Origin of the sequence: Curtobacterium sp. MCPF17_003, assembly GCF_003224385.1 — a bacterium.
Classification (GTDB): Bacteria; Actinomycetota; Actinomycetes; order Actinomycetales; family Microbacteriaceae; genus Curtobacterium; species Curtobacterium flaccumfaciens.
The window spans coordinates 25,134-48,214 of sequence record NZ_QKLC01000018.1 but is presented as its reverse complement, the minus strand read 5'-3'; the positions used below and the strand labels follow the sequence as shown (position 1 = coordinate 48,214).

General features: G+C 72.4%; 19 protein-coding genes. 15 read left to right on the top strand and 4 right to left on the bottom strand.

Features of this window, described 5'->3' with window-relative positions; genetic code table 11:
• Positions 1 to 91 precede the first annotated feature (91 nt).
• Both DEJ30_RS15295 and DEJ30_RS15290 read left to right on the top strand, forming a co-directional pair.
• A complete protein-coding gene (locus tag DEJ30_RS15295; protein WP_071405384.1) occupies positions 92 to 988 on the top strand; it encodes a patatin-like phospholipase family protein in 897 nt (298 codons plus the stop codon).
• Positions 985 to 3,039: an alpha/beta fold hydrolase gene (locus DEJ30_RS15290; RefSeq protein ID WP_110862557.1), complete on the top strand. Its 2,055-nt coding sequence runs from the start codon at positions 985 to 987 to the stop codon at positions 3,037 to 3,039. The genes DEJ30_RS15295 and DEJ30_RS15290 overlap by 4 nt, the downstream gene beginning before the upstream one ends.
• 29 nt (positions 3,040 to 3,068) lie before the next feature.
• Here the strand turns inward: DEJ30_RS15290 and DEJ30_RS15285 are convergent, their stop codons facing one another.
• The gene (locus DEJ30_RS15285) at positions 3,069 to 4,250 is read right to left on the bottom strand and encodes an acyl-CoA dehydrogenase family protein (RefSeq protein WP_110862574.1); all 1,182 of its coding nucleotides are present in this window, start codon (positions 4,248 to 4,250) and stop codon (positions 3,069 to 3,071) included.
• A 59-nt stretch (positions 4,251 to 4,309) separates the two neighbouring features.
• Between DEJ30_RS15285 and DEJ30_RS15280 the strand changes: the two genes are divergently transcribed.
• Positions 4,310 to 4,918, top strand: a complete 609-nt coding sequence (locus tag DEJ30_RS15280; protein WP_110862556.1) for a QsdR family transcriptional regulator — start codon at positions 4,310 to 4,312, stop codon at positions 4,916 to 4,918.
• On the top strand, positions 4,915 to 5,358 hold the full coding sequence (locus tag DEJ30_RS15275) for a thioesterase family protein (RefSeq protein ID WP_110862555.1): 444 nt from the start codon (positions 4,915 to 4,917) through the stop codon (positions 5,356 to 5,358). Before DEJ30_RS15280 ends, DEJ30_RS15275 begins: the two co-directional genes overlap by 4 nt.
• 112 nt (positions 5,359 to 5,470) lie before the next feature.
• Here the strand turns inward: DEJ30_RS15275 and DEJ30_RS15270 are convergent, their stop codons facing one another.
• On the bottom strand, positions 5,471 to 8,947 hold the full coding sequence (locus DEJ30_RS15270; RefSeq protein ID WP_110862554.1) for a bifunctional proline dehydrogenase/L-glutamate gamma-semialdehyde dehydrogenase: 3,477 nt from the start codon (positions 8,945 to 8,947) through the stop codon (positions 5,471 to 5,473).
• Between the two features lie 105 nt (positions 8,948 to 9,052).
• Between DEJ30_RS15270 and DEJ30_RS15265 the strand changes: the two genes are divergently transcribed.
• The 5 genes from DEJ30_RS15265 to DEJ30_RS15245 all read left to right on the top strand — a co-directional run bounded on the left by DEJ30_RS15265 (position 9,053) and on the right by DEJ30_RS15245 (position 16,556).
• On the top strand, positions 9,053 to 9,955 hold the full coding sequence (locus DEJ30_RS15265) for a LysR substrate-binding domain-containing protein (RefSeq protein WP_110862553.1): 903 nt from the start codon (positions 9,053 to 9,055) through the stop codon (positions 9,953 to 9,955).
• 167 nt (positions 9,956 to 10,122) lie between these two features.
• Entirely contained in the window at positions 10,123 to 11,745 is a 1,623-nt protein-coding gene (locus DEJ30_RS15260) for a hypothetical protein (protein ID WP_110862552.1), read from the top strand.
• 336 nt (positions 11,746 to 12,081) lie between these two features.
• Complete coding sequence (locus tag DEJ30_RS15255; protein ID WP_110862551.1) at positions 12,082 to 13,950, top strand: cadherin repeat domain-containing protein; 1,869 nt, start codon at positions 12,082 to 12,084, stop codon at positions 13,948 to 13,950.
• Positions 13,951 to 14,159: 209 nt separating this feature from the next.
• Positions 14,160 to 15,776 carry a putative Ig domain-containing protein gene (locus DEJ30_RS15250; RefSeq protein WP_110862550.1) on the top strand — a complete coding sequence of 539 codons (1,617 nt, stop codon included), beginning with the start codon at positions 14,160 to 14,162 and terminating at the stop codon, positions 15,774 to 15,776.
• A 147-nt stretch (positions 15,777 to 15,923) separates the two neighbouring features.
• Positions 15,924 to 16,556 carry an FMN-dependent NADH-azoreductase gene (locus tag DEJ30_RS15245; protein WP_110862549.1) on the top strand — a complete coding sequence of 211 codons (633 nt, stop codon included), beginning with the start codon at positions 15,924 to 15,926 and terminating at the stop codon, positions 16,554 to 16,556.
• 2 nt (positions 16,557 to 16,558) lie between these two features.
• Here DEJ30_RS15245 and DEJ30_RS15240 read toward each other — a convergent pair whose 3' ends face one another.
• The gene (locus DEJ30_RS15240; RefSeq protein WP_181420168.1) at positions 16,559 to 17,602 is read right to left on the bottom strand and encodes an MBL fold metallo-hydrolase; all 1,044 of its coding nucleotides are present in this window, start codon (positions 17,600 to 17,602) and stop codon (positions 16,559 to 16,561) included.
• Between the two features lie 85 nt (positions 17,603 to 17,687).
• Here DEJ30_RS15240 and DEJ30_RS15235 point away from each other — a divergent pair, with 85 nt between their 5' ends.
• The 3 genes from DEJ30_RS15235 (at position 17,688) to DEJ30_RS18310 (ending at position 19,176) form a co-directional block, all read left to right on the top strand.
• Positions 17,688 to 18,731: an ATP-dependent DNA ligase gene (locus tag DEJ30_RS15235; protein ID WP_110862548.1), complete on the top strand. Its 1,044-nt coding sequence runs from the start codon at positions 17,688 to 17,690 to the stop codon at positions 18,729 to 18,731.
• A 143-nt stretch (positions 18,732 to 18,874) separates the two neighbouring features.
• Positions 18,875 to 19,036: a hypothetical protein gene (locus DEJ30_RS18315; RefSeq protein WP_163343780.1), complete on the top strand. Its 162-nt coding sequence runs from the start codon at positions 18,875 to 18,877 to the stop codon at positions 19,034 to 19,036.
• Complete coding sequence (locus tag DEJ30_RS18310) at positions 19,033 to 19,176, top strand: hypothetical protein (protein WP_181420167.1); 144 nt, start codon at positions 19,033 to 19,035, stop codon at positions 19,174 to 19,176. Before DEJ30_RS18315 ends, DEJ30_RS18310 begins: the two co-directional genes overlap by 4 nt.
• Before the next feature lie 41 nt (positions 19,177 to 19,217).
• On the opposite strand, the gene ligD is transcribed toward DEJ30_RS18310, so the two are convergent.
• Positions 19,218 to 20,240, bottom strand: a complete 1,023-nt coding sequence (gene ligD, locus DEJ30_RS15225) for a non-homologous end-joining DNA ligase (protein WP_110862546.1) — start codon at positions 20,238 to 20,240, stop codon at positions 19,218 to 19,220.
• Between the two features lie 158 nt (positions 20,241 to 20,398).
• On the opposite strand from ligD, the gene DEJ30_RS15220 reads away from it, so the two are divergent.
• From DEJ30_RS15220 to DEJ30_RS15210, 3 genes are read left to right on the top strand one after another with little or no spacing between them, the layout of a single operon-like run.
• On the top strand, positions 20,399 to 21,235 hold the full coding sequence (locus tag DEJ30_RS15220) for a DUF429 domain-containing protein (protein WP_110862545.1): 837 nt from the start codon (positions 20,399 to 20,401) through the stop codon (positions 21,233 to 21,235).
• 9 nt (positions 21,236 to 21,244) lie between these two features.
• The gene (locus tag DEJ30_RS15215) at positions 21,245 to 22,447 is read left to right on the top strand and encodes a glycosyltransferase (protein ID WP_110862544.1); all 1,203 of its coding nucleotides are present in this window, start codon (positions 21,245 to 21,247) and stop codon (positions 22,445 to 22,447) included.
• The gene (locus DEJ30_RS15210; RefSeq protein WP_110862543.1) at positions 22,444 to 23,055 is read left to right on the top strand and encodes a uracil-DNA glycosylase; all 612 of its coding nucleotides are present in this window, start codon (positions 22,444 to 22,446) and stop codon (positions 23,053 to 23,055) included. Before DEJ30_RS15215 ends, DEJ30_RS15210 begins: the two co-directional genes overlap by 4 nt.
• Positions 23,056 to 23,081 lie beyond the last annotated feature (26 nt).

The window sequence follows — 23,081 nt, the reverse complement described above, 5'->3', positions numbered from 1 at the left end:
ACCGACGCGGACGGAGTTGTCCACAGGCGGGTTCTCCACAGGATCCAACGGCCTCCACCGGCCCGTCGCACGCAGCTGGTAAGCAGGACCCATGACCGACGTCAGCACGCCCGTTCCCGGATCCAGAGCCCTCGTCCTCGGTGGCGGAGGTGTCGCCGGCATCGCGTGGGAAGTCGGTGTCCTCGTCGCCCTGCAGGAAGCCGGGGTCGACCTCGACGCCGCCGACCTCGTGGTCGGCACCAGCGCCGGCAGCGTCGTCGGCGCGTTCGTCCGGAACGGTGCCGTCCAGCAGGCCTACGACCAGCAGCACACCCCGGCGCCGACCACCTACGAAGAGCCGGCGCCCATCGACGTCGAAGCCGTGCAGCAGCACATCGGCGCAGCACTGCAGGGCGCGACCGGCGAGCAGGACGCCCGCGCTCGACTCGGTCAGGCCGCCCAGCAGGTCGTCGGCGGGCAGAGCGACGACGAGCGCACGGCGACCTTCGGCGAGACGCTCCCGTCCACCGAGTGGCCGGAGAAGCCGCTCGCCGTCACCGCGGTCGACGCCACCGACGGCACCTTCCGCCTGCTGACCGCGGCCGACGGCGTGCCGCTCCCCCGTGCGGTCGCAGCCAGCTGCTCGGTGCCCTTCGTCTGGACACCGGTCGCCATCGACGGCCGCCCGTACGTCGACGGTGGCGTCCGTTCGGGCACCAACGCCGACGCCGCCGCCGGGTACGAGCGGGTGCTCGTCATCGCCTGCGGCCCCGAGGGCCCGTCGCCGTGCGGGCCCTGGCTCGACGTCGCCGTCGAGGCGCTGCGCGCCGGTGGTTCATCGGTCGAGGTCGTCGTGGCGGACAGCGCGTCGCAGCAGGCGTTCGGCACGAACTCGCTCTCGCTCGCCACGCAGGCGCCGTCGGCCGAGGCCGGCCACGCCCAGGGCACCGCGGTCGCCGAGCAGGTCGCCGCCTTCTGGGCCGAGGACCTGGCGAGCGTGCACGCATGAGCACCCCGTTCTCCGACCTCGACCAGTACATGGCGCTCCCCCGCGTCGACGGCATCGACATCAGCCCCGACGGCGCCCGCGTCGCGCTGACCGTCAGCGCACTCGACCCGGACGGCACCGGGTACCGCCGATCGATCTGGCAGGTGCCCGCGACGCCGACTGCCGACACCGCCGCGCGCCCGGTCCGCCTCACACGCTCTGCCAAGGGCGAGGGCGGCACCGCCTTCACCCGCGCCGGCGACCTGCTCTTCGTCTCCGCCCGGCCCGACGCCGACGCCACCGACCTCGAGGCAGCCCAGCTCTGGGTGCTGCCCGCGACCGGTGGCGAGGCGCGTCCGCTCACCCGCCTGGCCGGGGGCGTCGGTGGGGTCCTGGCCACCGCGGCGTCGTCGGACGTCGTCGCGTTGACCGCCGACCTGCTGCCGAGGGCCGGGTCCGACCCGGCGACCGTGCTCGAGGCCGACGCGGAGCTCCGCAAGACCCGGAAGGACAAGCAGGTCCGGGCGATCCTGCACGAGACCTACCCGGTGCGGTACTGGGACCACGACCTCGGCCCGGCACAGACGCACGTTCTGACCCTCGACACGGCCGACAGCGACACCGACAGCGACGCCGCCGTCGCCGGCGCCGACCCCGTCCAGCCCGTCGACCGCACGCCGGCACCGGGCCGCTCGCTCGACCACGTCAGCGGGGCGCTCACGCCCGACGGCTCGGTCCTGTTGGCATCCGTGGGCGTCCGGGAGGCCCGTGGGGACCGCTCGACGCTCGTCACCATCGACCTGTCCAGCGGCCACCGCACGGTGCTCTTCGACGACGTCGACGTCGACCACGAGATGCCGACGCTCAGCCACGACGGTCGAACGATCGCCTGGGTCCGCACCGTCCGCTCCACCCCGGCCGGCGCGAACCAGCAGGAGGTCTGGGTCGCCGGCATCGACGGCTCCGAAGCTCGCCGCGTCGCGACCGACTGGGACCGCTGGCCGAACGAGCTGGTGTTCGAACACGGCGACCGCGCGCTCCTGGCGGTCGCCGACCAGGACGGCCGCGCACCGGTCTTCCGCATCCCCCTCGACGGCGGAGCCGTCGAGCAGCTCACGCACGACGACTGGGCGTACTCGAGCCTGCGTGTGGCGGCGGCGACGGGCGTGGTCGTGGCGCTCCGGGCCTCCTGGGCGGCCCCGCTGCACCCGGTGCGGATCGCGACGGACGGCACGGTGACCCCGTTGGCGACGCCGGCGCCCCTGCCGGACGTGCCCGCCCACCTGGAAGAGGTCGAGACGACCGCAGCCGACGGCGCCCGCGTGCGCGGCTGGCTCGTCGTGCCCGAGGGCGACGGGCCGCACCCGCTCGTCCTGTGGATCCACGGCGGACCGCTCAACTCGTGGAACCAGTGGTCCTGGCGCTGGAACCCGATGCTGCTCGCCGCGCGGGGCTACGCCGTGCTGCTGCCGGACCCCGCACTCTCCACCGGTTACGGACTCGACTTCGTGAACCGCGGCTGGAACGCCTGGGGGCAGGCGCCGTACACCGACCTGATGGCGATCACCGACGTGGTCGAGACGCGGACGGACATCGACGCGACCCGCACCGCCGCGATGGGCGGGTCGTTCGGCGGGTACATGGCGAACTGGGTCGCCGGGCACACCGACCGGTTCCGCGCGATCGTCACCCACGCCAGCCTGTGGGCGCTCGACCAGTTCAACGGCACGACGGACATGTCGCAGTACTGGTCCTCGATCTTCGACGCCGACGGGATCGCGGCGAACGATCCGCACCGGTTCGTGGCCGACATCACGTCACCGATGCTCGTGATCCACGGCGACAAGGACTACCGGGTGCCCATCGGCGAGGGGCTGCGGCTCTGGTCGGAGCTCGCGGAGCACCACGCGGCACCGGACGGCTCGATGCCGCACCGGTTCCTGTACTTCCCGGACGAGAACCACTGGGTGCTCGCTCCGCAGCACGCCGTGGTCTGGTACGAGACGGTGTTCGCGTTCCTCGGGCAGCACGTGCTCGACCAGGAGTGGGAGCGGCCGGCGCTGCTCGGGTAGCGCACCCGCTCGGCGAACCGGGCGGCCCGCTAGACGAACGCGGCCTGCCCGGTGATCGCCCGCCCGACGATCAGGGTGTTGACCTCGCGCGTGCCCTCGTACGAGTAGATCGCCTCGGCATCCGCGAAGAACCGGGCCACCCCCTTGTCGAGCACGATGCCGTTGCCGCCCTGCACCTCGCGGCACCAGGCGACGGTCTCCCGCATCTTCGCGGTCGCGAACGCCTTGGCCATCGCCGAGTGCTCGTCGCCACCGACCCCGGCGTCCTGCATGGCCGAGGCCTGCGTGCACAGAGCGATCGAGGCCGTGATGTTCGACAGCGACTTGACGAGCAGGTCCTGCACGAGCTGGTGCGCAGCGATCGGCTTGCCGAACTGGATCCGCTCGCGGGCGTAGGCCAGCGCGGCCTCGTACGCCCCGACCGCGATGCCGACGGCCTGCCAGGCGACCTCGGTACGGGTCAGTCGGAGCACCTCGGCGGTCGAGCGGAACGACGTCGCGTTCTGCAGCCGACGCGACTCGGGCACGCGGACGTCCTGCATGACGATGTCGGCGTTCTGCACGCCGCGCAGTGCGATCTTGTCCTCGATCTTGGTCGCGGTGAAGCCCGCGGTGTCGGTGGTGACGAGGAAGCCCTTGACCTGACCGTCGGCGACGTCCTTCGCCCAGATCACGACGACGTCCGCGAAGGTGGCGTTGCCGATCCAGCGCTTCTCGCCGTCGAGCACCCACTCGTCGCCCTCGCGCCGGGCGGTGGTGCGCAGACCCTTCGCCGAGTCACTGCCCGAGTACGGCTCGGTGAGCCCGAACGCCCCGACGATCTCACCGGCGGCCATCCGCGGCAGCCACTCGCGCTGCTGCTCGTCGCTGCCGGCGACCGCGATCGAGTTCATCGCCAGGCCGGACTGCACGCCGATGAAGGTGGCGACGCTCGCGTCCACGCGTCCGAGTTCGAGGGCCGCCCAGCCGCGGTACACGGCTGAGTTCTCGAACTGCCGCACGAGCGGGACGCCCGGCCCGTACATGCCGAGCTCGGCCAGCGGCGCGATCACCTGCATCGGGAACTCGGCGCGCGACCAGTACTCGTCGGCGATGGGCGCGACCTCGCGCTCGAGGTACTGCCGGAGCTGCCCGAGCGACGCGCGCTCCTCGACCGTGAGCTGCTGCTGGAAGCCGTAGAAGTCCGATTCGAGCAGGGGCGTCGCGGGCATCGTCGTTGACATGGGAACCACGATGCATCATTCTCGAAAACGTTGCAAGAGAGGATCGCGTGTACACATCGGATTCAGCGCTGCGCGCCTTCCGGGAGGCCCGTCACACCTTCATCGCCGGCTCACGGATCGACATGGGGGCGTTGGCTGCCGCACTCGGCGTCGACCGCACGTCGCTGTTCCGCTGGGTCGGCAACCGTGACCGGTTGCTGTCCGAGATCCTGTGGTCCCTCGCGATCCCGACGCTCGACGGGGCCACCCACGCCGCCGACGAGATCGGGGCGACCGGAGCAGCCCGGCTCGTCGTCGTGCTCGACCGGTTCACCGCCGACCTCATCGACGCCCCGTACTTCCGGGCGTTCCTGACCCGCGAACCCGCTCGGGCGATGCGTCTGCTCACCACCTCGGACAGCGACGTGCAGAGCCGGTTCGTCGCCCGGGTGACCGCACTCATCGAGCAGCAGGAGTCGTCCGGTACGTTCGATCCGGCACCGTTGTCGGCTGAGGAGCTCGCACGGCTGCTCGTCCGGATCTCCGAGTCGTTCACCTACGCCGAGTTCATCTCCGGTGAGACCCCTGATCCCGACCGGGCCCGTGCGGCGTTCGAGTACGTCCTGCGGCCCGACGCGGTGCACGCCACACCCGCACCACCGATCGGAGACCGATGACCATCGACGAGTACCCGTTCCGCCGCTCCTACCCCACCCGGTGGAACGACAACGACATGTTCGGGCACGTCAACAACACGATCTACTACTCGGCGATGGACAACGCGTCGACGTACTGGTTCCGCGAGGCCGCCGGGCTCGACCCGTTCTCGTCGGAGTGGATCGCCGTGCTGGTGTCGTCGAGCTGCCGGTTCGTCGAGTCCGCCGTCTGGCCGGACGTCATCGAGGTCGGGATGCGTTCGAAGCACCTCGGCACCACGAGCCTGTCGTGGGAGTTCGGCCTGTTCCGCCAGTCCGACGGCGCCCTGCTCGCCACCGGTGAGTTCGTGCACGTCATCATCGACCGCGAAGGCGCCCGCCGTCCGATCCCGCTGCCCGCCGAACTCCGCGAGCTCGTGACCGGTTCGATGGTCGCGCCGCAGCCCGCCGTCGCCGACTGACCGGGACCCTCCGCGCAACCGAAGTGCCCCCGAACCCCGCGATCGCACGGTTCGGGGGCACTGCGGTCGTGCAAGCGGCGCTGGACCCGAACGCCAGCGCCGCGGTCCGGGGTCAGATCAGGTCGTCGGTCAGGTGGTTCGGCGTGCCGAAGCGGTGCGCCGTGATCGACACCGCCTGCTCGCGGACGAACGGCAGGATCTCGAGCCGCCCGGCCTCGGTCACGGGGCCGCCGTGGACAGCGACGTCCGGACGACCACCGACGGCCGAGTACAGCGCCGAGGTGTCGCCACCGATGAGCCGCACCCGCGTCGACGGACCCGAGGCGACCGAGCTCGCGAAGGCCTCGTCGGAGACCGTCTGCGACAGCGAGCGGACGATCGGCAGCGAACGGATCGCCGAGGCGACGGACGACGGCAGCGTCGCGGCCGTGGAGACCTCGATCGTCGTGCCGGCCCGGAGCGCAGCGGCGACGACGCGGACGAGCTCGACCACCGAGGCGTCGGGGTCCGTGTCCGAGCCGGCAACCGCGGCCAGCCGCACCTGCACCGACGGGAACGGCAGGTACCGGGCGATGTTCCGCTCGGCGGAGAGCGCCGACACGTCGGTCGCCGTGCCGAACAGCGTCGACCAGGCCTGCTCGTCAGACGCCAGCGCACGGTCGAGCACCTCCGAGGTCACGCCGGTGGCCCGTGCGAATGCCCGGACCGGGGCGGACGGAGCAGCCGACGCGGTTGCCGCAGCGGGCGTCCACGAACCGAGCCCGAGCAGGTAGTTCAGCCCACCGGCCTTCGTGCCGGCACCCACGGCCGACTTCTTCCACCCGCCGAACGGCTGACGCCGGACGATGGCGCCCGTGATGCCGCGGTTGACGTAGAGGTTGCCCGCCTGGATCCGCGACAGCCACGTGCCGATCTCGGCGGGGTCGAGCGAGTGCAGACCCGAGGTCAGGCCGTAGTCGACCTCGTTCACGATGTCGATCGCCTCGTCGAGCGAGTCGGCGGTCATCATGCCGAGGATCGGGCCGAAGTACTCGGTGCGGTGGAACTCCGAACCACGGCGGACGCCCTGTCGGACCCCGGGGCTCCAGAGCTTGCCGGTCTCGTCGAGCTGCTTGGGCTGGACGGCCCAGGACTCCCCCGCGCCGAGCTTCGTCAGGCCGTCGAGCAGCTTGCCCGAGGCCGGCTCGATGACCGGGCCCATCTGGGTCGCCGCGTCGGTCGGGTAGCCGACGGTGAGCGAGGACACCGCGTCGAGCAGCTGGTTCCGGAAGCGCTTGGACTTCGCGACCGAGCCGACCATGACGACGAGGGACGCGGCCGAGCACTTCTGGCCGGCGTGCCCGAACGCGGACGCGACGACGTCCTTCACGGCGAGGTCGAGGTCGGACGACGGCGTGACGATCACGGCGTTCTTGCCCGAGGTCTCGGCGAGCAGCGGCAGGTCGGGGCGGAACGAGCGGAAGAGCTCGGCCGTCTCGTAGGCACCGGTGAGGATGACCTGGTCGATCATCGGCGACGCGATGAGCTGCTGGCCGAGGTCGTTCTCCGACACCTGCAGGAACGCGAGCACGTCGGCCGGGGCCCCGTGGGCGTCGAGCGCGGTCTCGATGATCGAGGCGAGTACGGCCCCGGAGCGCTCGGCGGGCGGTGCGGGCTTCAGCACCACGGCGGACCCGGCCGCCAGCGCCGCGAGGGTCGATCCGGCGGGGATCGCGACCGGGAAGTTCCACGGCGGTGCGACCAGGGTCAGCGCCGCGGGCGTGAAGGTCGCACCGTCGACGTCGTCGAGCGCGGATGCCAGGGTGCCGTAGAAGTGCGCGAAGTCGATCGCCTCGGACACCTCGGGGTCGGCCTGGTCGATGGTCTTGCCGGTCTCCGACGCCATGACCTCGATGAGGGCGGCACGGTTCGCCTCGAGTGCGTCGCCGACGGCGTGCAGCACGGCGCCACGTGCACCACCGGACCAGGTCCCCCAGACCGCACCGGCGGCCTTGGCGCGACCGAGCGCGGTGTCGAGCGCCGTGGCGGAGTCGACCCGGGCCTCCTGGACGGCGCGGACGCCGAGCGTCGACGAGGCGACCCGTGCGGTGATCGCGTCGCCCCAGGCCCGGACGGCGCCGACGGAGGGGTCGCTGTCCGGGGTGTTCTCGAAGTGGCCGGGGCCGGGGCGGCCGACGGCGGCGTAGCGGTCGGCGACACGGTGTGATGCCGGCGCTTCGAGCCCCTCGGGCGTCGCGAGCGGCACCAGGGACGCGCGGAAGCGTTCCTCTTCGCGGGCGAACAGCGGCGGCGAGGACACCAGCGAGAAGACCGCGGACATGAAGTTGTCCTGCGACGCGCCCTCCTCCAGACGGCGGATCAGGTAGGCGATCGCGACGTCGAACTCACCCGGGTGGACGACCGGCGTGTAGAGCAGGAGCGAACCGACCGTGTTCTTCACGGCCGACGCCTGCCCCTGCGCCATGCCGAGCAGCATCTCGAACTCGATGCCGTCCCGCACCCCGCGTTCGCCGGCGAGCAGCCAGGCGTGGGCGACGTCGAACAGGTTGTGCCCCGCGACGCCGACCCGCACGTTCGCGACGCGGTCCGGGGTGAGCGCCCAGTCGAGCACGCGCTTGTAGTTGGTGTCCGAGTCCTGCTTGGTGTGCCAGGTGGCGAGCGGCCAGCCGTGCACCGAGGCCTCGACCTGCTCCATCGGCAGGTTCGCGCCCTTGACCAGACGGACCTTGATGCCCGCGCCACCACGGGCGCGGCGAGCGGCGGACCACTCCTGCAGCTCCTGCATCGCGGCGAGCGCGTCGGGCAGGTACGCCTGCAGCACGATGCCGGCTTCGAGGCCGAGGAACTCGGGCTCGTCGAGGAGCTTCGTGAAGACCGCGATGGTGAGGTCGAGGTCCTTGTACTCCTCCATGTCGAGGTTGATGAACTTGGCCGGGGTGGCGGCTGCGGCGCGCTGGAAGAGCGGTCGGAGCTGTTCGACGATGTCGTCCACCGCATGATTGAACGCCCACGGCGAGTGCGGGTGCACCGTCGAGGACACCTTGATGGAGACGTAGTCGACGTCGTCGCGGGACAGGAGCTTGTGCGTGCCCTCGAGACGGCGGGCGGCTTCGCGCTCGCCCAGCACGGCCTCACCGAGCAGGTTGACGTTGAGGCGGACGCCGTCGCGCTTGATGCCGGCGATGGCCGGGCCGAGCTTGGAGTCGGTGGCGTCGACGATGAGGTGGCCGACCATGTTGCGGAGGACGCGTCGGGCGATGGGGACGACGACGTTCGGCAGCACCGGGGCCATGCCGCCGCCGAGTCGGACGAGTCCGCGGAGCGCGGCTGGCAGGAACCCGGGGGCGTCCGGGGCGATCTGGCGGAGCTTGCGGGCGGCGACGGTGAGGTCTTCCGGTCGCACGACCCCGTCGACGAACCCGACGGCGAAATCGAGTCCGGCGGGGTCGGCGAGCACGCCGGCGAGCTGCTTCGCGGAGCCGTCGACCGGGTACGACTCGGCCTCGGCGAGCCACTGTCGGACGAGCGCGACGGACTGGTCCGCCAGGGCGTCGTGGTCGATGGCGGAGTCCTCGTGCAGCGTCGTCATGGGTTCAGTGTGGAGGTCCGGGATGCGGTAGCGGAAGTGAGCGTTCCTGATGGATACCGTTCAGTTGCGCTACCGTTCCGGTCGTGACCCGGCTAGCGTCGGACCATGCTCGACGTCCGCCGTCTCGTGCTCCTCCGTGAGCTGTCCATCCGCGGCACGATCGCAGCCGTCGCCGAGGCGGTGAACTTCACCCCGTCGGCGGTCTCGCAGCAGCTGAGTGCCCTGGAGCGGGAGGCCGGCGTGCAGCTCCTCCGCAAGGCCGGGCGACGGCTCCAGCTCACCCCGCAGGCCGAGGTGCTGGTGGCCGCGGCGAGCCAGGTGCTCGACGTCCTCGAGCACGCGCAGTCCCAGGTGGAGGAGACCCTGTCGTCCGTGCAGGGCCGCGTGCGGGTCGCCGTGTTCCAGTCGGCGGCCCTCGCCCTGATGCCGAGCGCCCTGCACGAGATGGCCACGGAACACCCCGACGTCCGGGTCGAGATGGTGCAGCGGGAACCGGAGACCGCGCTGAACGAGACGTGGGCTCGCGACTTCGACATGGTCATCGCCGAGCAGTACCCGGCCCATGCCGCTCCGCACCTGCCCGGGCTCGACCGATCCGACCTGACGACGGACGCGGTCCGGCTCGCCCTGCCCCCGCGCTACACGGCTCTGCGTCCGGTGTCGTCGCTCGAGGACGCCCGCACCATGCCCTGGGTGATGGAGCCCCGCGGCACGGCGTCGCGGCACTTCGCCGAGCAGGTCTGCCGACGCTGGGGTTTCGAGCCCGACGTCCGGTACGAGACCGCCGACCTGCAGACGCAGATCCGCCTGGTCGAGTCGGGCAACGCCGTCAGCCTGATGCCCGACCTGATGTGGACCGGTCGGACGACGACCTGCCGACTGCTCGAGCTTCCCGAGCGACCGCGGCGCACGATCTTCACGGTGGTCCGCGCCGCGGGCGCATCGTCGCCAGCCGTGCGCGCACTCCGCGCCGCGCTCGAACGTGCCGCGTCCGTCGTCGGAGCGTGACACGGCGGTCTGGAGGCGCGGCGCGGGTCGGCACGACGGCTGCGTACCTCCGTTGCCATCGTGATGATTTCGTGATCGAGCGATCGTCAGAACTGGTCAAGCGGGCGACATCCTCTGAGTGAGGGGCGCTGATCCGGCGTCCCGTCCCGGCATCCGAGGGGGATCCCATGAACCAGTCCTGCAAGTACACCTTCCGCCGCAGCGCGGCGATCGGAGCGGCGATCGCGATCGTCACGGCTTCGTCGGCGTTCGGCATCGGGGCGAGCGCCGCCTCCGCAGCGACCGACGAGACCGCTGCACCGAGCACCACCGCGACGTCGGCTCCGCAGAACGCGACCACCGCGACCACCGCGACCACCGCACTCGACACCACGGCGGACGACACCGGCACCGATACCGCTCCCGACACGGCGCAGCCCGCACCGGATGGCGAGACCGCCGACCCGGCACCTGTACCAGCACCCGCACCCGCACCGACCGACGAGACGGCGGCGCCGGACAACACCCCGACACCCACCCCGGCCGCGACCGCGCCGCCCGCCGCGGACACCACGACGACGACCCCCGCCGCCGAACAGCCCGGCCCCGAGGCATCGACGCCCGTCACCTGGGCGGAGCCGTCGAGCAAGGACGCGCCGATCGTCCTCACCGCGACCGCCGGCCAGCCGTTCTCGCACACCTTCACCGCCCAGGGCGGCGACGGCCCGCTGGAGTACCTGTTCAACCCGCTGAACTTCTTCCCGAACAACGACCTCAACGGCTGGTCCTGGAACGAGCAGACCGGCGTCCTGAGCGCCAACCCGCTGAGCACGATCGACGGGCCCGCACTGTTCGAGGTCACCGCGACCGACCTGCACCAGACCGCCGTGCAGTACGTCCAGGTCGACATCGAGCCCGGCGCCCCGGTGGGTGTCACGTTCGGCGTCGACAGCTCGGACTCCGACGTCAGCTGGCAGGTCGACGCCGACGGGACGATCCGGGAGTACGCGCCGGGTGGCACCGGTGACACCGTGGTGTCGGAGGTCCCCGCCACGGTCGGCTCCTCGATGACCCTGGCGGGCCTGGCCGTCGACGCGCTGGGCAACCGCACCACCCCGGGCGACGAGTACCCGCGCTCGACCGTCACGAGCACCACCGCGTCCGACGGCGTGGTCTGGGACCCGGACTGGTCGGCGAACACGGTGACGTTCTCGGAGCCGGGCACCCGCACGCTGACGGTGTCCGAGGGCGGCGTCTCGACCTCGTTCACGGTCCGCGTCTCCGAGGCCCCCGCTCCCGTCGCCGGCATCACCATCGGGGTGCTCCCCGCGGACGAGACGTCCGGCGACCGGTGGGGTGTCGAGGGCGACGTGATCACCTACTACCCGGCGGACGGCGACGCGCAGCGGGTCGACGCGATCCCGGCCCGACAGGGTGACCGGGTGCAGATCCGCGCCCTGGCCGTGGACGCCGACGGGCAGCCGGTCGGTGACCACACCGACCTCACCTTCACGAGCGACGTCGCCAGCGACCGCATCGAGTACGACCCCGAGGCTGCGGCCACGTGGGTGACCTTCGAGCACGCGTCGCCGCACACGATCACCGTGGCGTCCGGCGACGTGACGAGCACCATCCGCTTCGAGGTGCAGCCGACGGCGACGACCACGGTCACGACCACCCACACGCCGACTGCGTCGGGCACCCTCGCGTACACCGGTGCCGACGAGTCCGGCCCGCTCGCGTGGGCCCTCGGCCTGCTGGCAACGGGCGCCGGCCTGCTCGTCTGGCGCCTGCGTCGCCGACTCGGCTGAGGCACGCCACGGCGACCGCCTGACGGACCGGAGGCGCGGGGCAGGACTGCCCCGCGCCTCCGGTCCGTTCTTGCGTGATCCTGTGGCACCCCGGATGGGAGCGGGGCACTTCGCGCGGCCGCCGTGGTCGGGGACTGACAGCGCGTCATCCGTGGACAGCGACGGGACGGCCTGTCCGGAGGCCCGGTGCGCGTCCGCCTCGGCGGTCGCGTCGGTCCCGGTGCAGGTCGTGACCAATCCGTGACCGAAGGATCGTCAGGTCTGCTCCGCACGGGACATTCCCTGAGTAGAGGACGCTGATCCGGCGTCCCGTCCCGGTATCCGAGGGGGATCCCCATGAAGCACTCCTGCACATCCACGTTCCGACGCAGCGCCGCGGTCGGCGCAGCCGTCGCGATCGTCGCCGCGTCGTCCGCGTTCGGCATCGGCGCCACCGCGGCCGTCGCCGACACCGCCGACACCGCCACGTCCAGCACCACCGGGGTGACACCGACGGCACAGCCAGGAGGCACGACCGACCCGGCAGCGCCGGTCGCCTCCCCCGCTCCCGACGCTCCGGACGGGGCCGCCGTCCCCGGCACTCCGGCAGCGGACCCGGCTCCGACGCCGAGCCCGGATCCCGCAGGGCCGGTCGACCCGATCCCCACGCCCACGCCGACGCCGACATCGGCGGCCGCGGCACCGGCCGGAACGGAGTCGACCACGGCGCCCTCGGTTCCTGTCACCTGGTCCGAGTCGTCGAGCCCCGAGGACCGGATCGTCCTGCACGCGACCGCCGGCGAACCGTTCTCGCACACGTTCGTCGCGAACGGCGGCGACGGCCCGCTCGAGTACCTGTTCAACCCGCACACCACGCCGCCCGGTCTGCACTGGGACGAGAAGACGGGCGTCCTCAGCGGCACCCTCACCAACCCGGCGGACTCGTTCGACATCGACGTCGCCGCCACCGACCAGTACCAGAGCGCGACGCAGTACGTCCGCGTCGAGATCCAGCCGGGCGCGGCCACGCACATCGGCGCCCAGGTGTACTCGAACGCCGAGGGTCGCAATCCTTCCTGGTCGGTCGCGGGCGGCCCGGACGGCGGCATCGCCCCGGTCGGCGGCGGCGGTCTGATCGATGCGGTCCCGGTCGGACGCGGTGGGTCGCTCTGGGTCAGCGCCGTCGTCACGGACCGGATCGGGACCCCGCTCAACGGCACCGAGATGCCGTCGGAGTCGACCCTGACCAGTGACGACCCCGACGACGTCCTGCGCTACGACGACGATTCCAACACCTGGAAGGCGACCTTCGACGGCACCGGTCCGCGACAGCTCACCCTGCGCTCCGAGGGGCTCTTGCTGACGATCCGCATCGACGTCACGGACGCGCCGCTCGCCTTCACGGAGACGAGCTCGGCCGATGCCCCGCTCGACCTCACGGCGACGTCGGGCACGCCGTTCAGCCACCGCTTCTCGGTGGAGGGCGCGACCGGCCCGGTCGAGTACTCGCTCGCCGGCTCTGACGGCGGCGACGTCATCGGTGACGGGGACTTCTTCCGCTCCGAGTTCTCGATCGACCCCGCCACGGGCGTCCTGTCCGGCACGCCGCGCCCCGCGACGCAGTACGACTTCGAGGTGATCGCACGCAGTGGTTCCGAGACCGCGACGGCGCACGTCACCTTGACGGTCGAGCCCGGCGCCCCGGTCGGAGTCCTGGCGTCGGTCTACCACGGCGCTGAGGGCACGGAGTGGGAGATCGCACCCGACGGATCGGTCACCGAGTACACGATCGACGCCGCGGGGTCGGTGCAGACGAAGTCGGTCGACAGCGTGCCGGCGGACCAGGGCATCCCGCTGTTCGTGAAGGCCGTCGCCGTCGACGCCAACGGCAACCGCACGACGACCCCGGGCAGCCCGCACCCCGTCGTGACGAGCGACGTGGCCACTGACCGGATCACCTGGGTCGCGGAAGCGGAGTCCAACCAGGTCGACTTCCCGCACGCGTCGATCCACACGCTGACCGTGTCCAACGGAGGTGTCACGACCTCGTTCCGGGTCGATGTCCGAGCACACGCCGATGCCGCCGGGACCTCGACGACCCGTCCGGCGTCCGGCACGCTCGCCTACACCGGCGCCGACGAGTCCGGTCCCCTGGCGTGGGCGCTCGGCCTGCTCGCCGCCGGCGGCGGCCTGCTGGTGCACCGTCTGCGCCGTCGACGCGCCTGACACGCGGTCCGATGCGGACGGGAGGCGCGGTGCGGGTCCGCACCGCGCCTCCCGTCCGCGAATCGTGCGGGAACCCCCAACCCGGGTCACATTCTGATCAAGCACGTCGCGCACGTGCGCGGATAACCCCTACGATCCGATCATGCCGAGGATTCTCGGCGGATTCTTACGTTCCGGCACCCGACCGGACTTGAACCCTGGGGGACGAAGTGCGCCGTAGCACCTCCACCGTCCGACGCGCCTGCGCCGTCGGCACCACCGTCGCGCTGATCGGTCTCACGACCGGTCTGGGCGTCATGACCGCGACCGCAGCGACCGCTGCCGAGTCGAACCCGGCCGTCAGCGCTCCTGCGACGGCCGCCGCCGATGGCACCACGCCGGGCGACACCGCCACGGACGGCACGGGCACGCCCGCGACCGGCTCCGAGGCGGACGGCAGCACGCCGCCCGCCGGCGACACCACTGGTGACGACGCCCCCGCGGGCGACGACACCGGCGTGACCGGCCCGGACACCGAGCCGACCGACGCCGGCACCCCCGGCACCGGCTCCACGGCTCCGGTCGGCACCCCCGCCGCCCCGGCGGCGACCACGCCGGCGAAGCCCGCGGCGACCGAGCCGTCCGTGCGCGCCGCCGCCGACCAGTCGGTGACCATCTCCGGTGACCTGACGGTCGGTTCGGAACTCGTCGCGAAGCAGGCCGGGTTCACCTCCGGCAGCAAGATCTCCTACCTGTGGACCGACGAGGCCGGCGCCACGCTGTCCGAGGCGGCCACCTACACGATCGAGCCGGCCCTGGCGGGGCAGCAGATCACCGTCACGCTCGAGGGCGCGGTCGTGGGCGAGGTCGCGACGACGACCACCGAGACCGCCGTGGCACCGGTGTTCGTCGACGAGGCCGGCCAGCCGCTCTCCGACGAGGACAGCGACCCGACCATCGAGGCGACGGCGGGCGAGGCGTTCTCGTACACGTTCCGTGCGCTGAGCACCCCGGCACCGGAGCTGTCGGCCTCGTCGTTCGACGACGAGGGCGACGAGCAGTCCACCCTGCCGAAGGGGATCGACTTCGACGCGGAGACCGGTGTGCTCTCGGGCACCCTGACCGACGCCGACGAGTACTTCGAGGTCCTGGTCACCGCGACGACGACGACCCCCAGCGGCACCGTCACGAGCGAGCAGTACGTCAGCATCGACGTCGAGGCCGGTGCCCCCGTCGGCATCGAGGTCATCACGCTCAACGAGGACGCGCTCCTCGACGGCACGTCGACCACCGCATGGATCATCAAGCCGAACGGCGACGTCTACGAGGGCGACCTGCTCACGGACGACGAGCCCGTCAAGGGCGGCAAGGTGACCGTCGAGCAGGGCGGCACGCTCCTGGTCTCGGGCACGCAGGTGGACCGCTTCGGCAACGAGCTCTACCCGGAGTTCGACGAGGAGACGGGTGAGCCGACGTTCTTCACCCCGACCGTCACCTCGGACGTCGCGACCGACGTCATCGGGCCGTACTCCGACCTGGCCGAGGTCGGGCTCGTGTCCGTCACGTTCCCGCACGCCTCGACGCACACCCTCACCGTCTCCGGTGCCGCCGTGCCGAGCACCGTGTTCGCGGTCGACGTGCAGCCCACCGTCGCGCCCGTCGCGCCGGTCGTCGGGTCGACCACACCGGTCGTGCCCGCGGCGGTCGCCCACCACACCGGTTCCGGCCGGCTCGCCTACACCGGCACCGAGTCGACGGGCGCCCTCCCCTGGGCCCTCGGACTCGTCCTCGCCGGCATCGGCCTCATCGGCGCCCGCACGGTGCGCCGACGTCACGCCCAGCGCTGACCCGCGTCGTCTCCCGTCCGCCACGTGCCCGCGTGGCGGACGGGAGGCCCGTCACGGCCCCGTCCCGCCGCCACCGGATCCTCGGTGACGGAAGCGGCGGGGCCGTTCTCCGTCCCGCGGCGGCCCCGCGTCGGTAGCGTTGGCGACATGCCCACGCTGCTGCACATCGACTCCTCGGCCGACCTCACCCACTCCCGCTCGCGCGCACTGACCGCGGCCTTCGCCGACGCCTGGCGCGCCCGCGGCCCGGAGTACACGGTCGTCTGGCGTGACCTGCACGTCGACCAGCTCCCCCACCTGGAGAGCTCGGCGCTGCACTGGGCCGCCGCCGACCGCACCGCCGAGGAGACCGTCGCGCCCGAGGCCGAGGCCCTGCGCCAGGAGGTCATCGACGAGCTGCTGGCCGCCGACGTCGTCGTGGTGGGTGCGCCGCTGTACAACTACACCGTGCCGTCGACCCTGAAGGCCTGGATCGACCGCATCCACGTGCCCGGCATCCTGACCGGCGGCGTACAGCCCCTGGCCGGACGACCCGTCGTCACCGTGGTGAGCCGCGGCGCGACCTACGACGCCGGAACCCCGACCGAGGGCTGGGACCACGGCTCCCCCGTCCTGCACATCGTGCTCGGCACCGCGCTCGGCATGAAGCTGTACCCGATCACCGTCAGTGCGACCCTGGCCGACCGGCTGCCGGACCTCGCACCGCTCGCCGAGCACGCCGCCGCGGAGTTCGCCGACGCGAAGACGACGATCGAGCGCCTCGCGACCACCCTCGGCTGAGGTCAGGCGGGCCGGATCTGGCCGGCCCGCCCGAGCAGCTCCGCGTGGAAGGCCGTCTGCGTCAGCGCGCTCGCGAGCAGGAACCCGGTCATCGACTCGATCCCGCCGCTGAAGGGCACCCGGGCCGCGACCTCGAACAGCGTCGGACGGTCCAGCGCATCGAGGGCCGCGGCGACGTGGCGTGACCGTTCCTCCCGGTGCCGGGCCAGGGTCTCGGCGCGGGTGACGACGTCGCGGAACCGGTACTCGTGCCCCGGGCAGACCTCGAGGTCGGCGTACGGGTCGAGCCGCGCGAGCGACGCCAGGTAGTCCCCGAGCGGGTTCGTGCCGGTCCGGCCGCCGAGCCCGATGCCGGAGTTGATCCGCGGCAGCACGTGGTCGCCGGAGAACAGCAGCCCGTCGGCCTCGTCGAGGAAGCACACGTGCCCGGCCGTGTGCCCCGGGGTCCAGAGCGTCCGGATCGTCCGACCGGGGATCGGCAGCAGGTCGCCGTCCTCGAGCAGCACGTCGGCGTACGGCGCCTCGATCCGGCCCATCCCGATGCGGCGTCCGCTGCCCCACGCCTCAACGACCCCGGCCCGCAGGTGCTCGGGCAGCCCCCACGTCGCGATGTCCGCGTCGTTCCGCTCGGCGTCGGCGCGTTCCCGTTCGAGCGCGCTGACCTCGAGGCCGTGCATCGCCACGCGCGCACCCGTCGCCCGGCGGATGGCCGCCGCGGCACCCAGGTGGTCGGCGTGCAGGTGTGTGACGGCGACGAGCGACACGTCGTCCAGGGTGCGTCCGATCGTGGCGAGCCCGTCCCGCAGCTCGGCGAGTCCGCCGTCGGCCGACCACCCGGGGTCGATCACCGCGAGCGAGCCGTCCGACCCCTCGACGACGTACACGAGGGTCGCGTCGGGCACCCCGAACCGGAACGGCACCGCGAGGGTCCAGATCCCCGGCCGGACCTGCTCGACGGGCGGCAGGACGCCGTCGCGGAGCGCGGCGGCCTGCACGGGGCTGATCGGTTCCGGGGCCGGCGCTGCCGGCGGGGGCACGGTCGTCACGCCGGCCACCCTACCGACGCGAGCCCGACCTGCCCGGGGTGAGCCGGGCCTCCCGGCCGCGCATCCGCGCGAGTAGACAGGACCCATGGAGATCGCACCGATGCTCGCCAAGGCCGTCGCCACCGTCCCCGACCCGGACAGCACGAAGGGCGGGCTGCGGTACGAACCGAAGTGGGACGGCTTCCGCGGCATCGTGACCATCGACGGCGACGCCGTGGAGATCGGCAGCCGCGGCGCCAAGCCGCTCACCCGGTACTTCCCCGAGCTCGTCGAGGCGTTCCGCGCGCAGTTCGGCGGCCGCGACCACCCGGTCGTCCTGGACGGCGAGGTGATCCTGCGGTCCGGCGAGCCCGGTGCCGAGCGCCTCGACTGGGAGGCGCTGTCGCAGCGCATCCACCCGGCGGCCTCGCGGATCGCCAAGCTCAGCGTCGAGACCCCGGCGCAGTTCGTCGCGTTCGACCTGCTGGCCGTCGACGGGCAGGAGCTCCTCGACCTGCCCTTCGACGAGCGTCGCGAGCGCCTGGAACAACTCGGCGACGCGATGACCGACCCGCTCTTCGTCACCCGCACCACGCTCGACGTGGAGCAGGCCCGCGAGTGGCTCACCACCTTCGAGGGCGCGGGACTCGACGGCGTCGTCGCGAAGCCCCGCGCGCGGCCGTACGAGCCGAACAAGCGCTCCATGCTCAAGGTCAAGCACCACCGCACCGCCGACGTCGTCGCGATCGGCTACCGCGTGCACAAGAGCGGTTCCGGCGTCGGGTCGCTGCTGGTCGGCCTGTACGACGCGGACGGCGAGCTCCGCCAGGTCGGCGGCGTCTCCGCCTTCTCCGACAAGCGCCGGGCCGCGTTGATCGACGAGCTCGAGCCCGTCGTGCTCCGCGATGCGGACGGGAGGCCCGTCACCGGTGACGGGGAACGGTCACGGTTCTCGTCGGGTCGCGACACGTCGTTCGTCCGGCTGGCGCCGGAGTTGGTACTCGAGGTCCGGTACGACCAGATGGAGGGCGACCGGTTCCGGCACACCGTGCAGTTCGAGCGGTGGCGGCCCGACCGTGACGCGACGTCGTGCGGGTTCGAGCAGCTCGAGGTACCGAGTGCGTACGACCTGAACGACGTGCTGTCCTGACGGTGGAACGCGACCCGGTGTCCGTTTGTCGCTGTTCTGTCCTGGTTCCGGAAAAGTAGTTAGCCGAACTAGTGAAGCCGTGCCAGGATGATGTCAGCAGCACGAGGCCTCCAGCCCGGATGCCCGGATCGAAAGCGGTCGACATGAGCACCAGCACGCTTGTCCGCCACCCTCGGCGGAGCCCCTTCACAGAAGTCCGAGAGGCACGGCGCCAGCGCGTCCTGCAGCTCAGCGCGGTCATCAGCGCCATCGCCGGCGTGACCGCCACGGCACTCGCACTCGTCACGGTCGGACTCGGCTCGTGATCGTCGACGGCATCACCGACGTGCACCGCGGCACCTGGTCGCGGCTCAACCGCCTGCACACCGCCAGCATCGGGCTGCCGACGCACACCACGCGCGTCGAGGACCCGGACCGTCAGCGGGACGTCTCCTCCGCAGCCTGAGGCTCGGCTGCCCGGCTGCCCGGCTGCTCGGCCGCTCGGCCTCAGCTGGGCTTCTTCGCCCGTGAGGGCTGCACACGCGGCGGCTCCCCGGGCATCTTCGGGAAGTCCGGCGGGAACGGCAGCTCACCCTCGCCGTTCGCCAGGTCCCGTTCCCACCACTCGAGCAGCGGTCCGATGCTGCCCGGCTGCTCCCCCATCGACTCCCACGGGTCGCCGGTGGTCCGCAGCCGCTCTGGCACCGTGCGGATCGTGAAGGCGGTCGGGTCGGCGGTTCGCAGTTCGTCCCACGTGATCGGCGTGGACACCGAGGCGTGCGCCAGGGCCCGGGGGCTGTAGGCGCCGGCCATCGTGCGGTCGCGGTTCGCCTGGTTGAAGTCGACGAAGATCCGCTGCCCCCGCTCCTCCTTCCACCACGCCGTCGTGACCTGGTCGGGCATCCGGCGTTCGAGCTCGCGTGCCGCGGCGATCACCGCGTGCCGCACCTCGAGGAACTCGTGCTCGGGGCGGATCGGCGCGAACACGTGCAGGCCGCGGTTGCCGCTCGTCTTGATCCAGGTGGTCAGGCCGACCTCGTCGAGGACCTTCCGCAGCTCCTCGGCCACCGGCACCGTGTCGCCGAAGTCGGTGCCGGGCTGCGGGTCGAGGTCGATGCGGAGCTGGTCCGGGTGGTCGCTGTCCTCGGCACGAGAAGCCCACGGGTGGAACACCACCGTGTTCATCTGGGCGGCCCACACCGCCACGGCAGGCTCGTCGATGACGAGCTGCGGGTGCGACCGGGCACTCGGGTAGGTCACCGTCACGGAGCGGACGTAGTCGGGCGCACCCTTCGGCGGGTTCTTCGAGAAGAACTGCTCGCCGTCGACACCGCCCGGAAACCGCTGCAGCGAGATCGGCCGGTCGCCGTTCGCCCGGACGAAGGCATCGCCCACCGTCACGAGGTACTCCGCCAGGTCGAGCTTCGTGATGCCCGCCTCGGGCCAGAGCACCCGCGAGGGGCTGCTGATCCGGACCTCGCGGTCACCGTCGGGGCCGGGCACCCGCACCGTCGTCGCTTCGCTCGCCATGCAGCGGACCGTACACGCGTGTCGGGTGCCTGCCCGCAGCCGGGTGTGCGCCTCGGCGCTCCCGCTGAACACCGGTGTTACCCGGTCGAACACGCGCACGCCGGTGTTCAGCGCGCGAACACCGGTGTCTTGCGGCCAGGGGTCGGCAGGATGGGCGGGTGAACGCGTACCTCGGCATCGACCTCGCGTGGGGGCTCGGCTCCGAACGCAAGGCCGCGAACGAGACCGGGCTGGTCGCGATGGACCACGACGGCACCATCACCGACGCCGGCTGGGCCCGCGGGGTCGACGCCGTCACGGACTGGATCGCCGAACACCTCGGGCCACGATCCCTGATCGCCGTGGACGCCTCGCTCGTCGTGACGAACCCGACGGGCATCCGCGAGTCCGAGCGGCAGGTCGGGCAGCGCTACGGCCGATGGAAGGTCGCGGCGAACCCGACCAACCAGGCATCGGCGGCGAGCGCCGGCTCAGCGCTGCTCGACCGGCTGACCGCGCTGGGCGTCGGGTACGTCTCCGACACGGAGTCGATGCGACGACGCACCGGTCCGGCGGTGTTCGAGTGTTACCCGTACACGACGCTGGTCGGGGTGGAGGAGCTCGGCTACGACGTGGAACGACCCCGGTACAAGCGGCTCGACCTCCGGATCCCCGCCGCCGAGGCACGTGCCCGTCGCGCCGAGGCCTTCGACGAGCTGGTCCGGCGGCTGCGTGAGACCCGGCTCGACCCGCCGCTGCTGCTCGACTCCAACCCGCTGACGCAGCGGCTCGCCGACCCGTCGGTGCTGCACGGTCCGACGCACAAGCACCGCGAGGACCTGCTCGACGGGGCCCTGTGCGCGTGGACGGCAGCGTTCTGGGAGCGACACGGCGACGACCGCGTGCAGATCCTGGGAGGTGAACCTGCCCTCCCCACCGACCCGCTGGACGAGGCGGGCCGCCGGCCCGTCGTGGTGGCACCCGCGCGCCCGTCGCAGCGGAGGCCGCGCGGCTAGGGTTGAGCGGTGAGCGCGACGACCGAACCCCTGCACATCGGGCTGGTGTCGCTGCACACCTCCCCCGGAGACGAACCCGGTTCGGGCGAGGTCGGCGGCATGAACGTCGTCGTCCGGCACCAGGCCGAGGCGCTGGCCGACCTGGGCCACCACGTGGACATCATCACGCGCCGGTCCGCTCCGACGCAGCCGGACTCGGTGTCGCTCGTGCCGGGCGTGTGCCTGCGGTTCCTGTCCGCGGGGCCGGCGGAGCCGGTGCCCAAGGGCGAGCACGATGCGTTCATCGAGCCGTTCCGTCACGAGCTCGAGCAGCTCGGGCCGTTCGACGTCCTGCACTCGCACCACTGGTTCTCCGGCGCGGCCGCACTGCCCGTCGCCCGCGAGCGCGGCATCCCCCACGTGCAGTCGTTCCACTCCATCGCCGCGGACCCGGCCACACCGCTGTCCGAGGGCGAACGCCCCGAGTCGGCGGGCCGCATCGCCGGCGAGGAACTGCTGGCCCGCGAGTCGGACGCCGTCGTCGTGGTGTCCGAAGCCGAGGCCTCGACCGTGCGCACCCGGCTCGGTGGGGACGACGCCCGCATCTGGATCGTGCCGCCGGGGGTCGACGGGTCCGTCTTCCGTCCCGCCGCGGTCGGTGCGCGCCGCGCCGCCACCCCCTACGTCGTCGCGGCGGCGCGCGTGCAGCCGCTGAAGGGCCTGGACCTGGCGATCGAGGCGATCGCCGACATCAGCCTGGAGGCCCGCCCCACGTTGGTCATCGCGGGCGACGTCTCGAGTGAGGCGGGCGACTACGTGGACGAACTGCGTCGGCTCGCCGACGCGCGGGGTATCGCCGACCACGTCACCTTCATCGGGCCGCAGTCGCGTGCGGACCTGGCGTTCCTGTTCCGCGGCGCGGCAGCCGTGCTCGTGCCGTCCCACTCCGAGACCTACGGGCTCGTCGCGCTCGAGGGCTCCGCTTCCGGGGTGCCGGTCGTGGCCGCCGCTGCCGGGGGCCTGCGTGAGGCCGTGGTCGACGGGGAGACGGGCGTCGTGCTCGAGTCCCGCGACCCGCAGGACTGGGCGGACGAGATCGAACGGATCCTGACGGATGCGGGGTACGCCGCCGGGCTCGCCGCTGCGGGGCGGGAGCACGCGGAGCGGCTGAGCTGGGAGCGATCGGCCGCGGGGCTCGAGGACGTCTACCGCCGGGTGCTCGGGCGATCGTGAGCGGGACAGGCGGGCGGTTCGCCGCGTTCTGGGCGGCGCTCGACGCCGTGCCCGTCGAGTCGGACGCCGAGGCGCTGTACGACGTCGGATCGACCGCGGGACGGCTGCGGCGCGCGAACCTGACGCGGTACCTGGAGCAGGCCGGGGCCGGGGCGGACACGTTGCTCGTGGCCGAGGCCCCGGGGTGGCGCGGCATGACGAACACGGGTGTGCCGTTCACGAGCATGCGCGAACTGGGGCCGGGGTACTCGGCGCCACCGGAGCCGACGGCACCGTGGGAGGCCTCGTCGCGCGTCGTGCACGCCGCGCTGGAGGGCTGGCGCGGTCCGCTCCCGGTCGCGTGGGCGATCTTCCCGCACCACCCCTTCGTGGCGCCGGACCGGCTGACGAACCGGACGCCGCGTCCCGCCGAGGTCCGCTCGGGCGCGCCCGTCGCGCTCGCGCTGCTGGAGGCCCTCGGCGGCGTCGACCGGGTCCGGGTGGTCGCCGTCGGTCGGAAGGCTCAGGGAGCGCTCGCCGTGGCCGGAATCGAGGCGATCGCCGTGCGGCACCCGGCGCAGGGCGGCGCGAAGCAGTTCACCGAACAGCTGCGGACGCTGGACCACTAGCCGTCGGTCCGTCCCGGTCGAGTCCC

Coding starts and splice junctions, on each gene's coding strand:
- DEJ30_RS15295 (WP_071405384.1), top strand. CDS start 92: ATGACCGACGTCAGCACGCCCGTTCCCGGATCCAGAGCCCTCGTCCTC.
- DEJ30_RS15290 (WP_110862557.1), top strand. CDS start 985: ATGAGCACCCCGTTCTCCGACCTCGACCAGTACATGGCGCTCCCCCGC.
- DEJ30_RS15285 (WP_110862574.1), bottom strand. CDS start 4,250: ATGCCCGCGACGCCCCTGCTCGAATCGGACTTCTACGGCTTCCAGCAG.
- DEJ30_RS15275 (WP_110862555.1), top strand. CDS start 4,915: ATGACCATCGACGAGTACCCGTTCCGCCGCTCCTACCCCACCCGGTGG.
- DEJ30_RS15270 (WP_110862554.1), bottom strand. CDS start 8,947: ATGACGACGCTGCACGAGGACTCCGCCATCGACCACGACGCCCTGGCG.
- DEJ30_RS15265 (WP_110862553.1), top strand. CDS start 9,053: ATGCTCGACGTCCGCCGTCTCGTGCTCCTCCGTGAGCTGTCCATCCGC.
- DEJ30_RS15260 (WP_110862552.1), top strand. CDS start 10,123: ATGAACCAGTCCTGCAAGTACACCTTCCGCCGCAGCGCGGCGATCGGA.
- DEJ30_RS15255 (WP_110862551.1), top strand. CDS start 12,082: ATGAAGCACTCCTGCACATCCACGTTCCGACGCAGCGCCGCGGTCGGC.
- DEJ30_RS15245 (WP_110862549.1), top strand. CDS start 15,924: ATGCCCACGCTGCTGCACATCGACTCCTCGGCCGACCTCACCCACTCC.
- DEJ30_RS15235 (WP_110862548.1), top strand. CDS start 17,688: ATGGAGATCGCACCGATGCTCGCCAAGGCCGTCGCCACCGTCCCCGAC.
- DEJ30_RS18315 (WP_163343780.1), top strand. CDS start 18,875: ATGAGCACCAGCACGCTTGTCCGCCACCCTCGGCGGAGCCCCTTCACA.
- ligD (WP_110862546.1), bottom strand. CDS start 20,240: ATGGCGAGCGAAGCGACGACGGTGCGGGTGCCCGGCCCCGACGGTGAC.